The 21,264-nt window shown below is 44.5% G+C and carries 23 protein-coding genes; all 23 read left to right on the top strand.

Features of this window, described 5'->3' with window-relative positions:
• The first annotated feature begins 627 nt into the window (after positions 1 to 627).
• The 23 genes from rpmH (at position 628) to OZ660_RS19750 (ending at position 21,169) form a co-directional block, all read left to right on the top strand.
• Entirely contained in the window at positions 628 to 762 is a 135-nt protein-coding gene (gene rpmH, locus OZ660_RS19860; protein WP_014290886.1) for a 50S ribosomal protein L34, read from the top strand.
• A 15-nt stretch (positions 763 to 777) separates the two neighbouring features.
• The gene (rnpA, locus tag OZ660_RS19855; RefSeq protein ID WP_202263024.1) at positions 778 to 1,137 is read left to right on the top strand and encodes a ribonuclease P protein component; all 360 of its coding nucleotides are present in this window, start codon (positions 778 to 780) and stop codon (positions 1,135 to 1,137) included.
• Entirely contained in the window at positions 1,122 to 1,370 is a 249-nt protein-coding gene (gene yidD, locus OZ660_RS19850) for a membrane protein insertion efficiency factor YidD (RefSeq protein WP_207308071.1), read from the top strand. Before rnpA ends, yidD begins: the two co-directional genes overlap by 16 nt.
• A gap of 10 nt (positions 1,371 to 1,380) precedes the next feature.
• Entirely contained in the window at positions 1,381 to 3,045 is a 1,665-nt protein-coding gene (yidC, locus tag OZ660_RS19845; RefSeq protein WP_274742133.1) for a membrane protein insertase YidC, read from the top strand.
• A 72-nt stretch (positions 3,046 to 3,117) separates the two neighbouring features.
• Complete coding sequence (locus tag OZ660_RS19840) at positions 3,118 to 3,600, top strand: YajQ family cyclic di-GMP-binding protein (protein ID WP_274742132.1); 483 nt, start codon at positions 3,118 to 3,120, stop codon at positions 3,598 to 3,600.
• A gap of 2 nt (positions 3,601 to 3,602) precedes the next feature.
• Entirely contained in the window at positions 3,603 to 4,991 is a 1,389-nt protein-coding gene (mnmE, locus tag OZ660_RS19835; protein WP_274742131.1) for a tRNA uridine-5-carboxymethylaminomethyl(34) synthesis GTPase MnmE, read from the top strand.
• Between the two features lie 26 nt (positions 4,992 to 5,017).
• A complete protein-coding gene (locus tag OZ660_RS19830) occupies positions 5,018 to 5,455 on the top strand; it encodes a flavodoxin domain-containing protein (RefSeq protein ID WP_274742130.1) in 438 nt (145 codons plus the stop codon).
• The gene (locus OZ660_RS19825) at positions 5,452 to 6,120 is read left to right on the top strand and encodes a DnaT-like ssDNA-binding domain-containing protein (RefSeq protein ID WP_202263014.1); all 669 of its coding nucleotides are present in this window, start codon (positions 5,452 to 5,454) and stop codon (positions 6,118 to 6,120) included. Before OZ660_RS19830 ends, OZ660_RS19825 begins: the two co-directional genes overlap by 4 nt.
• A gap of 6 nt (positions 6,121 to 6,126) precedes the next feature.
• Positions 6,127 to 6,954 (top strand): ATP-binding protein, encoded by an 828-nt coding sequence (locus OZ660_RS19820; RefSeq protein ID WP_274742129.1) that lies wholly within the window; start codon positions 6,127 to 6,129, stop codon positions 6,952 to 6,954.
• A 241-nt stretch (positions 6,955 to 7,195) separates the two neighbouring features.
• Positions 7,196 to 8,767, top strand: coding sequence for an ATP-binding cassette domain-containing protein (locus tag OZ660_RS19815; RefSeq protein ID WP_274742128.1), 1,572 nt, complete (start codon positions 7,196 to 7,198; stop codon positions 8,765 to 8,767).
• Between the two features lie 642 nt (positions 8,768 to 9,409).
• Positions 9,410 to 11,311, top strand: coding sequence for a tRNA uridine-5-carboxymethylaminomethyl(34) synthesis enzyme MnmG (mnmG, locus tag OZ660_RS19810; RefSeq protein WP_226433679.1), 1,902 nt, complete (start codon positions 9,410 to 9,412; stop codon positions 11,309 to 11,311).
• Between the two features lie 210 nt (positions 11,312 to 11,521).
• Positions 11,522 to 12,166, top strand: a complete 645-nt coding sequence (gene rsmG, locus OZ660_RS19805; RefSeq protein WP_202263010.1) for a 16S rRNA (guanine(527)-N(7))-methyltransferase RsmG — start codon at positions 11,522 to 11,524, stop codon at positions 12,164 to 12,166.
• Positions 12,167 to 12,177: 11 nt separating this feature from the next.
• Positions 12,178 to 12,972: a ParA family protein gene (locus OZ660_RS19800; RefSeq protein ID WP_202263009.1), complete on the top strand. Its 795-nt coding sequence runs from the start codon at positions 12,178 to 12,180 to the stop codon at positions 12,970 to 12,972.
• 45 nt (positions 12,973 to 13,017) lie between these two features.
• On the top strand, positions 13,018 to 13,896 hold the full coding sequence (locus OZ660_RS19795; protein WP_159625361.1) for a ParB/RepB/Spo0J family partition protein: 879 nt from the start codon (positions 13,018 to 13,020) through the stop codon (positions 13,894 to 13,896).
• 206 nt (positions 13,897 to 14,102) lie between these two features.
• The gene (locus OZ660_RS19790; protein WP_159625363.1) at positions 14,103 to 14,489 is read left to right on the top strand and encodes an ATP synthase subunit I; all 387 of its coding nucleotides are present in this window, start codon (positions 14,103 to 14,105) and stop codon (positions 14,487 to 14,489) included.
• Between the two features lie 93 nt (positions 14,490 to 14,582).
• Positions 14,583 to 15,416, top strand: a complete 834-nt coding sequence (gene atpB / locus OZ660_RS19785) for a F0F1 ATP synthase subunit A (RefSeq protein WP_159625365.1) — start codon at positions 14,583 to 14,585, stop codon at positions 15,414 to 15,416.
• 99 nt (positions 15,417 to 15,515) lie between these two features.
• On the top strand, positions 15,516 to 15,746 hold the full coding sequence (gene atpE, locus OZ660_RS19780) for a F0F1 ATP synthase subunit C (protein WP_075177146.1): 231 nt from the start codon (positions 15,516 to 15,518) through the stop codon (positions 15,744 to 15,746).
• A gap of 37 nt (positions 15,747 to 15,783) precedes the next feature.
• On the top strand, positions 15,784 to 16,254 hold the full coding sequence (atpF, locus tag OZ660_RS19775; protein ID WP_159625367.1) for a F0F1 ATP synthase subunit B: 471 nt from the start codon (positions 15,784 to 15,786) through the stop codon (positions 16,252 to 16,254).
• Between the two features lie 14 nt (positions 16,255 to 16,268).
• A complete protein-coding gene (gene atpH / locus OZ660_RS19770; protein WP_159625369.1) occupies positions 16,269 to 16,802 on the top strand; it encodes a F0F1 ATP synthase subunit delta in 534 nt (177 codons plus the stop codon).
• 13 nt (positions 16,803 to 16,815) lie between these two features.
• On the top strand, positions 16,816 to 18,357 hold the full coding sequence (gene atpA, locus OZ660_RS19765; RefSeq protein ID WP_159625371.1) for a F0F1 ATP synthase subunit alpha: 1,542 nt from the start codon (positions 16,816 to 16,818) through the stop codon (positions 18,355 to 18,357).
• Positions 18,358 to 18,415: 58 nt separating this feature from the next.
• The gene (atpG, locus tag OZ660_RS19760; RefSeq protein WP_159625373.1) at positions 18,416 to 19,276 is read left to right on the top strand and encodes a F0F1 ATP synthase subunit gamma; all 861 of its coding nucleotides are present in this window, start codon (positions 18,416 to 18,418) and stop codon (positions 19,274 to 19,276) included.
• Positions 19,277 to 19,309: 33 nt separating this feature from the next.
• A complete protein-coding gene (atpD, locus tag OZ660_RS19755; protein WP_159625374.1) occupies positions 19,310 to 20,695 on the top strand; it encodes a F0F1 ATP synthase subunit beta in 1,386 nt (461 codons plus the stop codon).
• Between the two features lie 60 nt (positions 20,696 to 20,755).
• Positions 20,756 to 21,169 (top strand): F0F1 ATP synthase subunit epsilon, encoded by a 414-nt coding sequence (locus OZ660_RS19750; RefSeq protein WP_202263008.1) that lies wholly within the window; start codon positions 20,756 to 20,758, stop codon positions 21,167 to 21,169.
• The last annotated feature ends 95 nt before the right edge of the window (positions 21,170 to 21,264 follow it).

Raw genomic sequence — 21,264 nt, 5'->3', positions numbered from 1 at the left:
GGTACGTTGCTAGCTCCCGTAACTCGCGTGAAAAAGCCAACCCCATAGATGTCACGTTTGCATAAAAGCGTGAAAATAGCAGGCACCAAAACGCGCCATTAAGAAAATAGCGTTGGAAATGTTGGGTAACAGCGAGAAATTAAATTATCGTTTTATTCGCTGTGGATTATCTTACGTTATCAACATAATGTAAATGGCGATCTTGATCGATCTTAAGGATCAAAATGATAAAACAATGAATTTAAATAACTTTTGCTTTAGATCAAAACGCTCTATTATGAGAAAACATCTGTCTAAAATACCCTTAAAAATGCGTTAGATCCCCTTGCATTTTTCACTATTATTGTGTTTTTACACAATCTACTGTGGATAACATCAGTGTCACAATCGCGTTATTCACAGCCTAATTGTATAAAAAACTGCTTTATCGATTAAAAAACAGCGAAAATTGTTCACTTATTCGTCCAAAAAGAGAGAATATGCATTGACAGGAGCCCCCGAGATCTCTAGAATTCAGCGTCCTTTTTCGATGGGCTTTTCTGGTGAAAACACCACATTGTTCTGGCAACAGCATAATGTGTTACCAAAAACGCCTATGTTTAACTAAATATAAGTGAGACTTTGGTCATGAAAAGAACATTTCAACCGAGCAATCTTAAGCGCAAGCGTTCTCACGGTTTTCGTGCTCGTATGGCGACTAAAAATGGTCGTAAAGTACTAGCAGCTCGCCGTGCAAAAGGCCGCGCTCGTCTTTCAGCTTAATTGAAAGACGCCAAAGTGGGCGAGAATAAGTTTTCTAGGGAGTTGCGTCTGCTAACTCCCACCCACTTTACTTATGTGTTTGATAACGCAACTCCAGCTGTATCTCCCTCTTTTACAATTCTAGCTCGAAAAAATTCACTTACGTCACCACGTTTGGGTATTACGCTTGCCAAAAAGCGCATCCGAAAAGCCCATGACAGAAATCGTTTAAAACGTTTAGTAAGAGAAAGCTTTCGACTTAAGCAGCATGACCTTCCCAACGTTGATATTATCGTTATCGGGAAATCCGGTGCTGACAACCTTAGCAACCAAGAAGTTTTCGCAACATTGGAAAAGCTATGGAAAAAATTAAACAAGCGTTGCAACAACTCTTAATTGCAGTCCCTTTGGCCTTGATAAAGTGCTATCAATGGTTTATTTCGCCTGTATTAGGGCAACGTTGTCGTTTCCATCCGTCCTGTTCTTGGTATGCTATTGATGCATTAAAAACGCACGGATTGGTAAAAGGCGGTTGGTTATCGATTAAACGCATATTAAAATGCCACCCTTTGCATGCCGGCGGATATGATCCAGTGCCGGAAAAACAACAAAATAAACACTCAAAATAAAGAGACCTGTATGGAATCGCAACGTAGTTTTCTGATAATTGGCCTCGCGCTAGTTAGCTTTTTGCTTTGGCAACAATGGCAAAAAGATTATGGGCCACAGCTAGTTGAGCCAGCCGCGCAAGAACAAACGCAACAAACAGCACAAGGTGTTCCCTCTTTTGAAGATGTGAACAGTGAAGAAGTGCCAAGTGGCGATGCTGCAGCACCTTCTGCGCAAGTAGCAACCGCTTCACAAAACACTAGCCGCATTATTGAAGTTAAAACAGACACGCTAGATTTGCGTATCGATTTACTAGGCGGTGATGTTGTATCAGCAGACTTACTTAAGTTTCCTGTCAAACAAGGTTCAGATATCCCGTACAGCTTGCTTCGTTCAGGAAACGGCCTTTATGTGGCGCAAAGCGGTTTAACAGGTGCGCAAGGTCCTGATGCAGATAAAGTAGTTGGACGTCCTGTGTACAATACGTCTAGCGAATTTTATGAAATGACGGGCGATACGCTCGTTGTGCCGCTAACGTGGAAAAACAGCGCAGGTCTTTCTGTAACAAAGACCTTTACGTTTACAAAGGATAGCTACGAAATTGACGTAAGCTATACGGTTGAAAACGGCACAGCTTCTAACGCGACGGTACAGCCTTACGCGCAACTTAAGCAAGTCATGGCATTTGAAGATGATAGCAACATGTTTATGCCTACCTATCGCGGCGCTGCGTATTCAACAGAAGACGACAGATATCAGAAACTCACATTCGATGATATCGAAGATGAAAATCTTCGCGTAACGACCAAAGCTGGCTGGGTAGGTATGCTTGAGCACTATTTCGTTTCAGCTTGGGTACCGCCTCAAGATGCAACCAATAGCCTGTATTCACGCAATCAAAACAACCGCTACGCTGTCGTAGGTGTACTTGCACCTTCTGCGACCATCGCAGCCGGTGATACGCAAACCCTTTCTTCAACACTTTATTTAGGTCCTAAAGATCAAGACAGCCTTGCTCAAATCGCTCGTGGCCTTGATTTAACAGTGGACTATGGGTTCTTGTGGTGGATTTCAAAGTATCTGTTTGCACTGCTACAATTTTTGCACAGCTTGGTAAATAACTGGGGCGTTGCGATTATTCTTATCACTATTGTAGTGAAAGGTGCAATGTACTGGCTAACTAAAAAGCAATATGAGTCAATGGCGCGCATGCGTAATTTGGCGCCTAAGATGCAGCAGCTAAAAGACCGTTTTGGCGATGACAGACAAAAAATGTCACAAGCAATGATGGAGCTGTATCGCAAAGAGAAAGTAAACCCAATGGGCGGTTGCCTTCCATTATTACTTCAAATGCCAATATTTTTGGCACTTTACTGGGTATTAATGGAAAGTGTTGAACTACGTCACGCCGATTTTGTATTGTGGATCACTGACCTTTCTGTAAAAGACCCATACTTTGTACTGCCTATCCTTACTGGCGCAAGTATGTACCTATTGCAAAAACTCCAGCCAACCACTATTACTGATCCAATGCAGCAAAAAATCATGCAATGGATGCCAGTTGCAATGAGTGTGTTCTTCCTGTGGTTCCCTGCAGGTCTAGTACTATACTGGCTAGTGAGTAACGTGATTACCTTGGTTCAAGCCAAAATGATTTATGCTTCTATGGAGAAGCGGGGCATCAGCAGTAAGTAGTACGCTGATCACTCAATTACACAGCCCGCCTAAGCGGGCTGTTTTGTCTTACAAGTTAGAGGAATATTCCCTGTGCCATCATTTGATATTGTTTCTGAATTGAATATGGAAGAAGTGCGTAACGCAACAGAAAACGCCAGCCGAGAGCTTTCAACACGCTTTGACTTTCGCGGCATAGACGCCAGCTTTGAATACAAAGATAAAACCGTAGTGATGAAAGCAGAAGCTGAATTCCAGCTTCAACAGATGGAAAGCATGTTTCGTACTGCTATGTCTAAGCGCAACGTTGATACCTCATCGATGGACGTAAAGCCTTACGACGCACACGGTAAAACCTATCGTCAAACCATTACCTTCAAAGAAGGTATTGAGCAACCAATGGCGAAGAAAATTGTAAAGTTGGTTAAAGACGCCAAAATTAAAGTACAAACCGTCATTCAGGGCGAAGAGTTGCGTGTTACAGGCAAAAAGCGTGATGACCTGCAGCAAGTGATTGCGCTTGTAAAAGCGTCTGACCTTGGCCAGCCATTTCAATTTAAGAACTTCCGCGACTAATTATGCAATCACTCACCCTTTCAACCGACACCATCACAGCTCAAGCGACAGCGCCGGGTCGAGGTGGTGTGGGTATTGTTCGCGTATCAGGCCCAAAAGCTAAAGACATAGCTGAAGCTCTTGTACCTTGTAAGCTAACGCCTCGTTTAGCCGCTTACACGCCATTTGTTGATGCTAACCAACAGGTTATAGACCAAGGTATTGCTCTGTTTTTTAAAGGGCCTAATTCCTTCACTGGTGAAGATGTACTTGAACTTCAAGGCCACGGCGGTCAAGTCGTCATGGATATGCTAATAGATGCTGTGCTGGCGACGGGTCACGCTCGTTTAGCCAATCCTGGTGAATTTAGTGAACAGGCGTTTTTAAACGACAAACTAGACCTTGCACAGGCAGAAGCAATTGCTGACTTGATAGACGCAAGTTCTAAGCAAGCCGCTCGTAGTGCCCTTCGCTCATTACAGGGTGAGTTTTCAACACAAATTCAAACATTATCAGACCAAATTGTTCACCTTCGCATGTACGTTGAAGCAGCGATCGATTTTCCAGAAGAAGAAATTGATTTCTTATCAGACGGCAAAGTAGCAGGTGACTTAAGCACCATTATGCAAAGCCTTACTACCGTACGCGAACAAGCTAAACAAGGTACCTTGTTACGCGAAGGTATGCAGGTGGTCATTGCAGGTAGACCCAATGCTGGCAAATCAAGCCTGTTAAATGCATTAGCTGGGCGCGACAGTGCAATTGTCACTGATATAGCGGGCACTACAAGGGATGTACTGAAAGAACATATTCATATTGATGGCATGCCCGTTCACATTATTGATACTGCAGGTCTTCGCGAAAGCCCTGACAAAGTAGAACAAATTGGTATTGAGCGCGCGTGGCAAGCAATAAACGAGGCAGATCACGTGTTGTTTGTGGTTGATTCAACCGCAACGACAGTCATTGATCCCTTTGCTATTTGGCCAGAATTTATGGCTCGCCTCCCACAAGGTATTCCTGTTACTGTGGTACGCAATAAAGCCGACCTGAGTACGTTAGATATCGGTCAAAGTACCGTCAATACACAACAAGGCGATATATCGGTTATTAATCTGTCGGCAAAACAAGGTGATGGTGTTGATACGCTTAAGGCGCATCTGGCTAAAACGATGGGGTTTGACACCACTACTGAAGGGCAATTTATCGCTCGTCGCCGTCATATCGATGCCTTAGATCAGGCCTATAGCTATGTCAGTACAGGCGAACAGCAGTTGCACGATGCGATGGCCGGAGAGTTACTTGCCGAAGAGTTGCGGCTAGCCCATCAAGCACTGTGTGAGATAACCGGAGAATTCACTTCAGACGACCTGCTTGGTAAGATATTTTCGTCGTTTTGTATTGGCAAATAAGAGATATAACAAGAAGTCAGTAAACCATGAGTAAGCATTTTGAAATTATTGTAGGCACCATGTTAGGTGCTTCAGAATACGTAGCAGATGCCATAGCTGAAAAGCTTGATGCAAGCGGTCATACACACACAATTCACACCGAGCCAAATCTCGATGAAATAAAAACGGATGCGACATGGATTGTATGCACGTCGACTCATGGCGCAGGTGAACTCCCAGACAATATTCAAGAATTTGCCGCGCAATTAAAAGGCGCACCTTTACACACAGTAAATGCATTTGTCATTGGCCTGGGTGATACCAGTTACGATACTTTTTGCTTTGGCGCTAAAGAAATAGAGAAGCACATTACTGATAACGGTGGTACTTTACTTGCCGATGCACTTTATATCGATGTGCTTGAACACCCAATTCCTGAAGATGCGGCCGTGGAATGGTTTGAAGGTCAGCTTGATCATTTATGATAACGAATCTTACCCAAGCTGAGCTCGCCGCATTAACCTCGCCACTGTCTAACGAGTGTCGCGTATTATATTTGCTTGGGTTACGAGAAGGCGCCAATAGCGCTACCACGTCTTCATCTCCTATTGATTATAAGCACTTGCTGAATTTACTTAACGGTGATGATAAAGACACCCCCTATCAACGGGGTCGGCAAATAAACTCGTTAATAAAACAACTGGAACAAGTGGGTTTAGTGGCACTTCCTGTTGAGATGGATTTAGAGCACACCATTAATGGCAAAACGCTACTGCTTCCGCTAATTAGCGAGCCGCAGTCTGACTTTGATCAGCTACATACACGTCACAGCGCAATGTCAGCAACTTGGAAACCGAACCAAGCACTGTTTGAAGAGATGGCGTCACTACTGGGTATTATCGATAAAACATTCGATGATAACGAAGTGGGTGAATTTGTCGCTTATTGGTTGGGTCGCCCTAGCTCGGTATTCAGCGAATTTCAATGGACACAAAAATTTGCCAACAATATCAAACGCAAGCGACTTGCATCAGGCTATGCGCCAACAAAAGTAGTAGGTACACAGCAAGTGAAAGTTGCAGCCGGCATAGAAGCGGATGATAATGCTAGAAAGCTTGTGGAAAAATATGCCGCATCAAAGAAGAGTTAAATCATTATGGATCGTATAGCTGACAAAATTGCCAACCTGGCCAAGGCGCTAAACAAGAATGTCGATAACAATGAAGAGTATATCGATTACAGAACGCTGAGAAAGCAATACGAAGCCAAAGCCAATGAAGAGGTTTCGCAGCTACAACAACGCAGCAAAAAAGCGCGTGTAGAAGCTATACATGGCCGTTCTGACCTCAACCCAAAGTGGACCTTTGCGAACTTAGTCGAAGACAGTGATGATGTAATAGAAGCAGTATCAATAGCTCAGTCCTTTATAGCCGCACATGATGATCCTGCGTGGCGACAAAGTGGCTCACATATGATGTTGTTCTATGGCGATTACGGTCGTGGCAAATCTCACATAGCCGGTGCTATTGCGCACCAACTTATTGAGCAATATGAAATTTCAGTGCTCTATCGACAACTCTCTACCCTGCTTGAAATGCGCAACTTTTCATTTGATTTTGCTGCGACAGACAACGCAAGCCAACGCTTTAGAGAGATCAATCAAGAGCTTCTTGATGTGGACTTGCTGATCTTAGATGAAGTGTGTGTCAACGAATCAGCGCTTAAAAAGAATGCGCAAAGTTGGTTTGGCAATCTACTCAGACAGCGTTTGGTCAATAAGAAAAACTGTATTCTTATCACTAACCACAACTTAGCAGAACTCGAGAATGCTCTAGGTCGTTATTGTTTTGAATCTATCAAAGAATACGACACTTACAAAGTACGCTTCCAAGGGCCAAGTCGACGTGAAGGCCTTACGATAGAACAAGAAGATATGCAGTCTTCAAACGCACAACCTCGTTATCAACCCAATCAGGTGCGTTAACTTAGTCTTGACGAAAAGTCACTTTCTGACTATTTTATAGCCACCAATCTTACGGAGTCGTCTCGACATGAACAACTAACACCTGTTTTCCATTTCTTTTTATTTTGGATCTACAGGGTTAGTGGGCGCATTGTCGGACTTCTCACGCTTTATAAAAGTTTTATCTACTCAAGCCTTCTCTACTTGAGAATGTATATAATTGCCTGACACGCGCTTGCCCCTGTGTAACAGGAGGCACATTATGCCGTTACTACACGCACAACAAATTTCTTATCAGTTAGACAATGGCCGACTGTTGTTTGACAGTCTATCGTGCCAACTTTCGCACAAACGTGTGGGCCTAGTAGGCAATAATGGTGTAGGCAAATCACTTTTGGCTGCGATCCTTTGCAAACAAGTATTCCCAACAAGCGGACGTGTGGTTTGTACGCCACATCTGGGGGTTTATCACCAACAAACTTCTCATTTGTTGTCTGATGACAGCGTCACCATAGCGCGATATCTCAACGTACATGAAAAACTAGATGCGTTACAACAAGTGGCATCAGGTGACTGTGCTTCGCACTGGTTTGACGTTATTGGCGATGACTGGAACCTTCGTGAAACGGTTGAGCTTTCATTACGTGAAATAGGTGTGCCCTGTGCACTAGATTTGCCTTGTTCTCACTTAAGTGGCGGACAACTAGCAAAGCTCCAACTTCTAAAACTTCTCAATGAAGACCATGAATTACTGATTTTAGATGAACCTTCTAATCACCTTGATAGCACATCAAAACATTGGCTTAAAACACGCTTAGGCGCTTTTAAGGGTAGTGTTTTGTTGATCACACACGACCGTGAACTGTTAGAAGATGTAGAGCAAATATGGGAGTTATCAGAAAGCGGCCTTCACTGTTTTGGCGGTAATTTTGATCACTACCAAAAGCAAAAAAACGCTGAATTGGCCGCCGTAGAGCGTCAGCTAAACGCTGTAGACAAACAAAAACGACAAATGGCGGCACAAGCGCAAAAGAATCACGAAAAAGCGCAGCAACGGGCAAGCCAGGGTAACAAGTTACGCAAAGACAAAAGCCAACCTAAAGTACTGCTAGATAAAAAGCGAGACAGTGCGCAAGCTAGCGCGTCGACGAGAAATAAGAACCACGGCGCCAGACAAGTGCGTTTACAGGAGAAAGAAACCGCCCTAAAAACTCGCCAAAGCGAGCTAACACCACAGCAGTTTTATATGAAAGACACTCAAGCAAGTGGAAAAACAGTGATCTCTTTAAACCGCGTCGTACTGCCCTTTGGTACACAAAAGCCTTTATCACTGACTTTAAAAGCGAATGAAAAGTGTCATGTGTCAGGCGCTAATGGATGCGGTAAATCAACCCTTTTAAAAACACTAATAGGTAACTATCGCATTGCAGGTGGCACGATGCGCGTGAATACCCCCACCTATTATCTTGACCAGCATTTTTCTGTTGTTGAAGCAAATATGTCCGTGTTGGATAATCTTTTGACCCATTGTAATGAGCTAACGGTAAGCGATGCGAGGACCCTGCTTGCAGGCATTGGTTTACGCGGCGACAGCGTATTACAAAAGGCACAAACCCTTAGCGGTGGTCAAAAGATGAAAGTCGCTATGCTTATTGTAAGTCATCAAACAACCAATCCGTTCTTATTACTTGATGAACCTGACAACCATTTAGACATAGAAGCAAAAACAAGGCTATCTGAAGCACTGTCAAACTACAAAGGAGGACTTTTATTAGTCAGCCACGATACATATTTTGTACAAGATTGTGGTATCACACAAACGCTGATGCTCTGATGAAGGTCTACATTTTCAATAAAAAAGCGAAATATTATTGCCGTAACAGGGAAGTTACGAAACAAATTGCGCACAGTGCAAAACGTGATCTTGCGATCTAATCACAGGTAAATGAAAAGATCTCTTCCACAATAAGATCGACCTGTAAGGCATGTGGTTACGCGATCTTCTGATCGCAATACATATTTAGCAAACATTTTATCCCCAGTTGGATCACATCTTGATCACCCCTGTGGATAGGATCCCACAAACCGCTGTGTATAAGCTCTGATCGAAAAAAGAATAACTTTTCAAACAAATCGGCATGTGGATAAAAAGGCTATTTATGCACAAGTTTGAGAGGGGGTTATGGATCGGGGTTTCCCAAACTTATTGATCGCGTAACTAGATGATCTTAATGCGCTTTGATCGGTTACCCACAGATCTTGATGATCCTAATAAAAGTAAAAATAAACAGATCTAAAAGAGATCTTAAGATCTTATATTTCGATCAGCCTTTTTCAAAAAACACTTTTGAAGAAAATTTAATCATTTTATTTATCCAATAACTCAGATAAAATACGCGCCCTTTTTTCAGCAGTGTCTGTTTAAAGAGTTGGTTGTTTATACGTCTTTTCCTTAGGTTTTTAGTGAGGTTTATCCATGTTTTATGCTGAAGCATTTGATGTCATCGTTGTTGGCGGTGGGCATGCAGGTACAGAAGCTGCACTAGCATCTGCGCGCATGGGTGCAAATACATTACTGCTCACACACAATATTGAAACAATTGGCCAGATGTCATGTAATCCAGCTATTGGTGGGATCGGAAAAGGCCATTTGGTTAAAGAGATTGATGCCTTAGGTGGCGCAATGGCGCTTGCTATCGATCAAGGCGGTATACAGTTTAGAACACTTAATTCTAGTAAAGGGCCTGCTGTGCGCGCAACACGTGCGCAAGCAGACCGTACGCTTTACAAAAATGCTATTCGCAATATTGTTGAAAACCAAGAAAACCTGACGTTATTCCAACAAAGCGTGGATGATCTCATTGTTGAAAACGATCGCGTATGCGGTGTAGTGACTCAAATGGGACTGAAGTTTAAAGCTAAAACCGTTGTACTGACGGTGGGTACTTTCCTTGGCGGCACAATTCACATTGGTCTTGAGAACTATCGAGGTGGTCGCGCAGGCGATCCGCCCTCAATCGCACTTGCTGATAGACTTCGCGCGCTACCATTCCGTGTTGATCGATTAAAAACAGGTACACCGGCGCGCTTAGATGCCCGTTCGCTCGACTTCTCGGTTATGCAGCCTCAACCAGGCGATGATCCAACACCGGTATTTTCTTTCATGGGTAACCGTGAAATGCACCCAACGCAAATACCATGTTACATCACGCATACTAACGAAAAAACACACGACATTATTCGTGGTGGTCTTGATCGCTCACCCATGTTTACTGGTGTAATTGAAGGTATTGGTCCTCGTTACTGCCCTAGCATCGAAGATAAGATCACGCGTTTTGCTGACAAATCATCGCACCAAATTTTCGTTGAGCCTGAGGGCTTAAACAGCATTGAAGTCTATCCTAATGGCATATCAACCAGCTTGCCATTTGACGTTCAAATGAACCTTGTTCGTTCAATCAAAGGTTTTGAGAATGCCCATATCGTACGTCCTGGCTACGCTATCGAGTACGACTTCTTTGATCCAAGAGACCTTAAACAAACTCTTGAAACAAAATTTATTGAAGGGCTTTTCTTTGCCGGTCAAATCAACGGAACAACTGGCTACGAAGAAGCTGGTGCACAAGGGCTTGTCGCTGGTGCTAATGCGGCGCTTCAAGTACAGCAAAAAGATCCACTCATTTTGCGTCGTGACCAAGCGTACATGGGTGTATTGATTGATGATCTTGCTACGATGGGGACAAAAGAGCCGTATCGTATGTTTACCAGTCGAGCTGAGTATCGTTTGCTACTTCGCGAAGATAATGCAGATAGCCGTTTAACTGCGATGGGCCGTGAGATTGGTTTAGTTGACGATGCGCGCTGGGCTAAATTTAACGACAAGATGGAAGCGGTTGAAAGTGAACTTCAGCGTCTTCGCGGTCAGTGGATCCACCCTGATCATGTGGCAACGCCAGAATTAAACCCAATGCTTAAAAACCCGGTAAGTCGCGAACACTCTCTTGAAGAATTGATCCGTCGACCAGAGATGACTTATAGCCAGTTGATGGAAATTGAAAGTATCGGCCCAGGCCTTGACGATCCGATTGCCGCTGAGCAGGTTGAAATTCAAATTAAGTACGCGGGTTATATTGCGCGTCAAATGGAAGAAATTGCTAAAACACAGCGCCACGAAAATACCTTGTTACCGGTAGATATGGACTTCAGTAAGATTTCTGGATTATCAAATGAAGTGGTGGCGAAATTATCTGAAGCCCGTCCGGAAACTATTGGTAAAGCGTCGCGTATATCAGGCATTACGCCAGCAGCCATTTCACTGTTGTTGGTTTACCTCAAAAAACACGGCATGCTTCGCAAGCAAGATAAAATCAGTGCGTAAAACACGCACTTAACTCGCCTAGCGATCACAAGCACTTAGCTTTTCCGAGATCTTCGCGTATCATTGTGACGATCTCGGCAAAGTGTGTTCGCCGGCACAAAGATCTTCCAACGTTAAATTCACGTTTTCCACTTACACCACTTGTAAGTTAAGACAAGTATGAGTTTTTGGAAAAACGCTTTTTTTCAATTAGATAAAACAGAATTATCCATGAGCTTACCACAAGAATTGCATACCATACTGACATCAGGCCTCGCGGCACTCTCACTTGAACTTAGTGATACGCAGCAACAGCAATTGGTTGACTATGTTGTGATGATTGATAAGTGGAATAAAGCGTATAACTTAACGTCAGTGCGCGACCCAAAGCAAATGATGGTTAAGCACATTCTTGATTCATTAGCCATTGTGCCCCATTTATCTGCAAGTGCTGGTGAAAATATTATTGATGTAGGCACAGGACCTGGTCTGCCCGGTATGCCATTGGCTATCGCTTTTCCAAACAAATCGTTCACCCTGCTTGACTCATTAGGGAAGCGCGTTCGCTTTATGACACAATGTGTCCATACACTTAAGCTTACCAATGTAACCCCTGTGCAAAGTCGCGTAGAAGAGCATAATGGTGAAAAACCTTACGATATTGTACTTAGTCGTGCCTTCGCTTCATTAAAAGATATGTTGCACTGGTGCGAACATCTGGTAGATTCAGATGGTCAGTTTTTGGCGCTAAAAGGTCAGTTTCCGCAAGAAGAAATAGACGAAGTAAGTGATCACTTTCAGGTGAGTCGAACGGAAAACCTCACTGTGCCTAATCTAGTCGGCGAAAGACATTTGGTTTGGCTGAAAAAGAAATAACAGGATCTAACGTGGCTAAGGTAATCGCGATCGCGAATCAAAAAGGTGGTGTAGGCAAAACGACCACCGCAGTTAATGTGGCTGCTTCAATGGCAGCGACCAAGCGAAAAGTGTTGCTTATCGATCTTGACCCTCAAGGCAACGCAACGATGGGCAGTGGCGTAGACAAGTACGACGTCGATGCCACCGCGTTTGAATTGTTGATTGAAGAAAAGCCCATCGATGAAGTGATCGTAAAAGCGACAAGCGGTAAATACGATCTTATCGCGGCAAATGGCGATGTGACTGCGGCTGAAATCAAATTGATGGAAATGTTTGCGCGCGAGGTGAGACTTCGCAACGCACTGGCTCCAGTGATGGACTACTACGATTTTATTTTTATCGATTGCCCACCCTCGCTTAATCAATTGACGGTAAATGCACTTGCAGCCGCTGACTCGGTTATGGTGCCAATGCAGTGCGAGTACTATGCGCTTGAAGGTCTTACTGCGTTAATGGATACCATTCAAAAATTAGCGTCGGTCGTAAATCCAGAATTGAAGATTGAAGGCGTATTGCGTACTATGTACGACCCGCGTAATCGCCTCGCAAATGACGTTTCAGAGCAGCTCAAGCGTCATTTTGGTGAGCAAGTTTATCGTACGGTAATTCCACGCAACGTGCGTCTTGCTGAAGCACCAAGCTTTGGAACGCCCGCGATGTACTACGATAAGTCATCAACTGGTGCCAAAGCGTATTTAGCATTGGCGGGCGAAATATTACGCCGTCGGGATAAATCTTCGCCTGCACAGGCAAAAGCAAGTTAAACGAGAATAAGCTGAATATCATCAGCACATGCCATAGAGGACACTATGTCAGCACGTAAAAGAGGCCTTGGCCGCGGTCTAGATGCGCTACTAGCAACCAGCCAATCATCTGCTCAACGAGAACAAGATGCCGCCGAGGTACTTTCAACCAATGGTGAGTTGAATAAACTGCCAATTGAATATTTAGTGCCAGGCAAATATCAGCCTCGTAAAGACATGTCGCCAGATGCGCTAGAAGAACTGGCCTCGTCAATTCGCGCACAAGGTATTATTCAACCTATTGTCGTGCGTAAAGTCGATGAACATCGTTATGAGATTATTGCAGGCGAACGCCGCTGGCGTGCATCGCAACTAGCACAGCTTGATGAAGTACCCTGTCTTATCAAAAATGTGCCGGATGAAGCTGCTGTCGCGATAGCGCTTATCGAGAATATTCAGCGTGAAGACTTAAACGCGATGGAAGAAGCGCAAGCACTTGACCGTTTAATGAACGAATTTGCGCTAACTCATCAAGAAGTGGCTGAAGCGGTAGGTAAATCACGTACCACAGTAACCAATTTGCTGCGTTTAAATAATTTGAATGATGATGTAAAGCTATTGGTCGAGCACGGTGATATTGAAATGGGCCATGCCCGTGCTCTGCTTGCTCTTGAGGGGGAAACGCAGTCAGAAACCGCTCAGGTAGTATCAGGCAAAGGATTAACCGTACGCGACACTGAAAAGTTAGTTAAAAAGCTATTAGAGCCTGCTAAGCCAAAGCCTGAGAAGAAAGTTGATCCAGATGTTCAAAACCTTATGACCCGACTTTCAGAAAATTTAGGGGCGCCTGTGAGCATTGACCATAATGCAAAAGGCAAAGGAAAGCTGACGATTAGCTTCAGTGACTTAGAGCAATTAGATGGAATTATTAATAAAATTCAATAGTTTATTTAAATAATAAAAATAATATACCCTTTGCCTACCCGCAATAGATGCACTGTCTGCTGTCACAAGCGGACACTCTCCTTTCCGGTTATAGCAATAGAAAATTTTCAGAATAACTTTCAAAAAGCGATGTACTGTTGAAAATTGTCGGTAAAACAGTATACTTCTGACGCTTTTTGTAAGACGTGAACAAGCTGCGAGAAAAAGTGACGAACAGGCTAGCAAAACGAGGTTTAGACCTCGCCAAAAAAGGGCTACTTTTTCAGGTTATCACCGCCCTCGTCGTTACTGTAATCGCTTTTGCTGCTGCGGGTAGTCATTCCGCAATGTCAGCGGCGGCGGGTGCCATGATTAGCATCTTGCCTACTATCGTATTTACAGCCTTTGCATTTCGCTATGCAGGCGCGAGTAAAAACGACCTTGTTGCACGAAGTTTTAGCCAAGGCTCAAAAATGAAGCTGGCACTGACAATCATTTTATTTGTAATTGCGTTTAAAGGCTTAAATGCTACGCCGCTTGAAATATTCGCCGCGTTCGTGATTACCACAGCTAGCCATGCGCTAGCCATGTTTCATTACGGTACGAAACAATAAAAACGCGAAAGCGTAGATAACGAAAAATAGAACACCGAATGAACCAAAAGAACCAGTCACCAAATTTTTACACTTTACAACTTGGGTTAAACAATGGCATCTGAATACACTACCTCAGAATACATCAAGCACCACTTGACCAATGCCACTATGTGCTCAACTGACAACGGAATCGCGTTTAACAAAGCGTGTTCTGATGCTGGTTTTTGGGCATGGCATGTCGACACGTTGGCATGGTCTATTGGTCTTGGTTTACTTTTCCTTTTCATCTTTAGAAGCGTAGCGAAAAAAGCGACAACTGGCGTACCTGGAAAAATGCAGGCGTTTGTTGAGCTAATCGTTGAGTTTGTTGATGACAACGTGAAAAGCACTTTCCACGGTAAGAGCGCACTTATCGCGCCATTAGCACTAACTATCTTCGTATGGGTATTGCTAATGAACCTTATGGACCTTGTTCCGGTTGACTTGCTGCCTACCATCGCGGGCCTAATTGGTTCTTCAGCGTTTGGTATGGACCCACACGACGTATACATGAAGGCGGTACCAACCACTGACCTTAACCTTACGTTTGCTCTAGCAGCGGGTGTATTCATCCTAATTATCTACTACTCAATCAAGATGAAAGGTATTGGTGGCTTTACTAAAGAGCTTACTATGCAGCCTTTCGGTCACCCTCTTTTCATTCCGGTGAACTTCATTCTTGAAACGGTTACATTGCTTGCGCGTCCGCTTTCACTAGCGCTGCGTTTGTTCGGTAACCTATACGCGAGTGAGCTAATCTTCATCCTTATTGCGACGATTGGCTACTTCCAGCTTCCACTGCACTTTATGTGGGCTGTATTCCATATTCTGGTACTTCCGCTTCAGGCGTTTATTTTCATGATGCTAACCATCGTGTACTTAAGCCTAGCGGCAGAAGACCACTAAGAATTAACGGGTACCGGGAATATGTTTGTCGGTACCGTTTTTAACCGAGTTTTATTTTAAACATTAACCTTAACTAAACTTTAAATCGGAGATTTAAACATGCTTGCAATCGCAGTTGCTATCCTAATTGGTATGGGTGCTCTTGGTACCGCTATCGGCTTCGGTCTTCTAGGTGGTAAATTCCTAGAGTCTGCTGCTCGTCAACCAGAACTTGCACCACAACTACAAGTTAAAATGTTCATCGTAGCGGGTCTAATCGATGCTATCGCGATGATCGGTGTTGGTATCGCACTATTCCTATTGTTCGCTCCACCTCAGTACCTACTTTAATTCATACTCTAGCGAACTTTTATGAGGAGAGGCGATAGTGAATATTAACGCCACTTTTATTGGTCAATTAATCGCCTTCGCTGTGTTCGTGGTGTTCTGCATGAAATATGTATGGCCGCCGCTAATCGCAGCGATTGAAGAACGTCAGAAGAAGATTGCCGATGGCCTTGAAGCTTCTGAACGTGCAGAGAAAGACCTAGAGCTAGCTCAAGCGAAAGCTACCGAGCAGCTTAAAGATGCGAAAGCGCAAGCAGCTGAAATTATCGAGCAGGCTAAAAAGCGTGCCAACCAATTGGTTGACGAAGAAACGCAAAAAGGCCATGCGGAACGCGAGAAAATCATCGCTTCTGGTTATGCCGAGATTGAAGCTGAACGCAATCGTGCCAAAGAAGATTTGCGCAAGCAAGTGTCTGCTCTTGCAGTCGCTGGTGCACAGCAAATCTTACAACGTGAAATCGATGCAAGCGCACAAAACGACATTGTTGAAAAACTTGTCGCTGAGCTTTAATAGGGAGATGAGCCATGTCTGAATTGACAACCGTTGCTCGTCCTTATGCTAAAGCTGCTTTCGATTTTGCTGTCGAGAAAGACGCCGTTGCAAAATGGCAAGAAATGCTCGCCTTCGCAGGCGCAGTAGCAGCAAACGATGACATGCACCAGTTATTATCTGGTGCTGTTGCCGCTGATACGCTAGCCGACATTTTTAATAATGTGTGTGGTGAGCAACTCGACGAACACGGTCAAAACCTTGTGAAGGTTTTGGCTGAGAATAAACGTTTAGCCGCGTTGCCTGAAATTTCTACTATGTTCGATGCCTTTAAAGCAGAGTACGATAAAGAGGTAGAAGTGGACGTAACCTCAGCATCAACGCTGACAGATGCACAACAAAGTGAGTTGATTGCATCTTTGGAAAAACGTTTGGCACGTAAAGTGAAGCTTAATTGTAACGTGGACCCTGCCCTTATCGCTGGAATGGTTATTAAAGCCGGCGATACAGTCATTGATGGTTCCGTAAAGTCGAAATTGAACCGTCTAGCAGACGCGTTGCAAGCATAACGGGGATAAGAGCATGCAACTTAATTCCACTGAAATTGCTGAACTGATCAAGAAAAGAATTGAACAGTTCAATGTAACCAGTGAAGCACGCAATGAAGGTACTATCGTCGCAGTTACTGACGGTATTATCCGCATTCATGGCCTTGCAGATGTAATGCAAGGTGAAATGATCGAGCTTCCTGGAAGCCGTTACGCAATTGCACTAAACCTTGAGCGAGACTCAGTTGGTGCGGTTGTAATGGGTCCGTACGCAGACCTACAAGAAGGCACAAAAGTACAATCTACTGGTCGTATCCTAGAAGTACCAGTTGGTAACGCCCTACTTGGTCGTGTTGTAAACACGCTAGGTGAGCCTATCGACGGTAAAGGTGCGATCGACGCAGCGGGCTTTGAGCCAGTTGAAAAAATTGCACCTGGTGTAATCGAGCGTCAATCAGTAGACCAACCAATCCAAACTGGTTATAAGTCAGTTGACGCTATGATCCCAGTTGGTCGTGGTCAGCGTGAGCTTATCATCGGTGACCGTCAGTGTGGTAAAACAGCTATGGCTGTTGACGCTATCATCAACCAAAAAGGTACAGGCATTAAGTGTGTGTACGTAGCGGTTGGCCAGAAAGCGTCTACTATCGCTAACGTAGTACGTAAGCTAGAAGAGCACGGTGCACTTGAGCACACTATCGTAGTTGCTGCTTCTGCTTCTGAGTCTGCAGCGCTTCAATATCTAGCGCCTTACTCTGGCTGTACTATGGGTGAATACTTCCGCGACCGCGGTGAAGATGCGCTAATCGTATATGATGATTTGTCTAAGCAAGCTGTTGCTTATCGTCAAATCTCACTACTACTTAAGCGTCCACCAGGCCGTGAAGCTTACCCAGGTGACGTATTCTACCTTCACTCACGTCTACTAGAGCGTGCTGCACGTGTAAACGAGCAATACGTAGAACGTTACACTAACGGTGAAGTTAAAGGTCAAACTGGTTCACTTACTGCGCTTCCAATTATCGAAACGCAAGCAGGTGACGTATCAGCATTCGTACCTACTAACGTAATCTCGATTACTGACGGTCAGATCTTCCTAGAAACTGACTTGTTCAACGCAGGTATCCGTCCAGCGGTTAACGCTGGTATCTCGGTATCTCGTGTTGGTGGTGCTGCACAGACTAAAATCATCAAGAAGTTGGGTGGCGGTATCCGTCTAGCCCTAGCTCAGTATCGTGAACTAGCGGCATTCTCGCAGTTCGCTTCTGACCTTGATGATGCAACTCGTGAACAGCTAGAACACGGTGAGCGCGTTACTGAGCTAATGAAGCAGAAACAGTACGCTCCACTTTCTATCGCTGACATGGGTGTTTCACTGTTCGCAGTAGAGAAAGGGTTCCTTAAGGACATCGAGCTTGGCAAAATCCTAGATTTTGAAGCTGCTCTTCACTCTTACATGAACAGCGAACATGCTGAGCTGATGAAGACTATCAACGAATCAGGTAACTACAACGACGAGATTGCCTCTAAGTTGAACGACGCTTTAACTAACTTTAAAGCGACACAAACTTGGTAATCAATGGTGCTGGTGTTTAACCACCAGCACATTTCGTTGAGTAATCGGAGAGATAGTCATGGCCAGCGGTAAAGAGATTAAAGGTAAGATTGGGAGTATCAAGAATACTCAAAAAATTACCAGTGCGATGGAAATGGTTGCTGCGTCTAAAATGAAAAAGGCGCAGGAACGCATGGCCTCTGGCCGCCCATACGCACAAAACATGCTAAAAGTGATTGGTCACATTGCTAACGGTAACCTTGAGTACCGCCATCCTTATTTGGAAGAGCGTGAAGTCAAGCGTGTTGGTTATATTGTGATTTCTACTGACCGAGGCTTATGTGGTGGTTTAAACACCAACGAATTTAAGCTTGTAACTCAGGACGTGAAGAAATGGCGCGACCAGGGTGTAGAAGTAGATTTTGCTGCATTAGGTTCTAAGGCGTGCAGTTTCTTCAACCGTTTTGGTGGCACATTGTTGGCCGCTGAATCTGGTTTGGGTGACAAGCCGTCAGTAAGCGATGTAGTAGGTGTTGTGCGCGTTATGCTTAAAGCGTACGACGAAGGAAAATTAGACCGAGTATTCTTGGTATTCAATGACTTCGTTAACACCATGACACAGAAACCTGTGATCAATCAGTTATTGCCTTTGCCAAAGTCACAAGACGAAGAATATCAACATCGTTGGGACTACATCTACGAGCCAGATCCAAAAGAGATTTTGGAAGCACTAATGGTTCGTTACATTGAGTCTCAGGTGTATCAGGGTGTTGTAGAAAACGCAGCGTCAGAACAAGCTGCGCGAATGGTTGCCATGAAGGCAGCAACCGACAATGCCGGTAACCTTATTGATGAGTTACAACTGGTATATAACAAAGCGCGTCAAGCCGCAATCACACAAGAAATTAGTGAGATTGTTGGCGGTGCCGCAGCGGTGTAGGCAAAGGTTTAAAAGAGATAACGAGGACAAATTATGAGTCAAGGTAAGGTCGTCCAAATCATTGGCGCCGTTGTGGACATTGAGTTTCCACAAGATGCGGTACCAAGAGTTTATGACGCACTACGAGTTACCGAAGGTGACTTGTCAGGTCTAACCCTGGAAGTGCAACAGCAATTAGGTGGCGGTGTTGTTCGTGGCATCGCACTAGGTACTACTGACGGACTTAAACGTGGTCTTACAGTAGAAAATACCGGTAACCCAATCATGGTTCCAGTTGGTACGAAGACACTAGGTCGTATCATGGACGTATTGGGTAACCCAATCGACGAAGCTGGCCCAATTGGTGAAGAAGAGCGTATGTCTATTCACCGTGAAGCGCCTAGCTACGAAGATCAGTCTAGCTCGGTAGAACTACTAGAAACTGGTATCAAAGTAATCGACTTGGTTTGTCCATTCGCTAAGGGTGGTAAAGTTGGTCTATTCGGTGGTGCGGGTGTAGGTAAAACCGTAAACATGATGGAACTTATCCGTAACATCGCGATCGAGCACAGCGGTTTCTCAGTATTCGCCGGTGTTGGTGAGCGTACTCGTGAGGGTAACGACTTCTATCATGAAATGAATGAATCAAACGTACTTGATAAAGTATCGCTTGTATACGGTCAGATGAACGAGCCACCAGGTAACCGTCTACGTGTTGCACTAACTGGTCTAACAATGGCTGAGAAGTTCCGTGACGAAGGCCGTGACGTACTATTCTTCGTAGATAACATCTATCGTTATACCCTAGCAGGTACTGAGGTATCAGCACTACTAGGTCGTATGCCATCTGCGGTAGGTTACCAGCCTACTCTTGCAGAAGAGATGGGTGTACTTCAGGAACGTATCACGTCAACGAAGACTGGTTCAATCACTTCAATCCAAGCGGTATACGTACCAGCGGATGACTTGACTGACCCATCTCCAGCGACAACCTTTGCTCACTTGGATGCAACGGTAGTACTTTCTCGTGATATCGCGTCTCTAGGTATCTACCCTGCGGTAGACCCACTAGATTCAACGTCTCGTCAGCTAGACCCGCTAGTAATCGGTCAAGAGCACTATGACGTAGCACGTGGCGTACAAACTGTTCTTCAGCGTTATAAAGAGCTGAAAGACATCATCGCGATCCTAGGTATGGACGAACTATCTGAAGAAGACAAGCAAGTGGTATCACGTGCTCGTAAGATTCAGCGTTTCCTATCTCAGCCGTTCTTCGTAGCAGAAGTATTCACCGGTGCACCTGGTAAATACGTATCGCTTAAAGACACAATCAGTGGTTTTAAAGGCATTCTAGACGGTGAGTATGATCACCTTCCAGAGCAAGCCTTCTACATGGTTGGTTCTATCGACGAAGCGCTAGAGAAAGCCAAGAAAGCATAATGGTGAGGCTAGCGATAGCTAGCCCCATACAGTGCTAACGTACCTAATCAGGAGGTTCACATGGCAATGACAGTACATTTGGACGTAGTAAGCGCAGAGAAACAAATTTTCTCTGGTCTTGTTGAAACGATTCAAGTGACAGGTAGCGAAGGTGAGCTGGGTATTCACCCAGGGCACGCGCCACTTATCTCTGCTATTAAACCTGGTATGGTGCGTTTGGTTAAACAGCACGGTGAAGAAGAAGTAATCTATGTTGCTGGTGGTGTACTTGAAGTACAACCTGGCAACGTCACCGTTCTAGCTGACACTGCGGTTCGAGCTGAAGATCTTGACGAGCAGGCGGCACAAGAAGCCAAACGACGTGCAGAAGAGCACATCGCCAACCCAGGCGCTGACTTTAATTATGCTGAAGCCGCTCATGAGCTGGCAGAGGCAATTGCACAACTTCGCCTTATTCAGAAGTTACGCAAATAAGCGAGCAGCTATTATTATAAAAACCCGCCTTTTGGCGGGTTTTTTGTTGGTCGTTTGAAAAGTAGGCATTCATAGTTTGTTACGCTTATTTCTAT

The organism is Alteromonas sp. 009811495, assembly GCF_028865455.1.
Lineage (GTDB): Bacteria > Pseudomonadota > Gammaproteobacteria > Enterobacterales > Alteromonadaceae > Alteromonas.
This window is presented reverse-complemented; position numbering and strand designations above follow the sequence as displayed.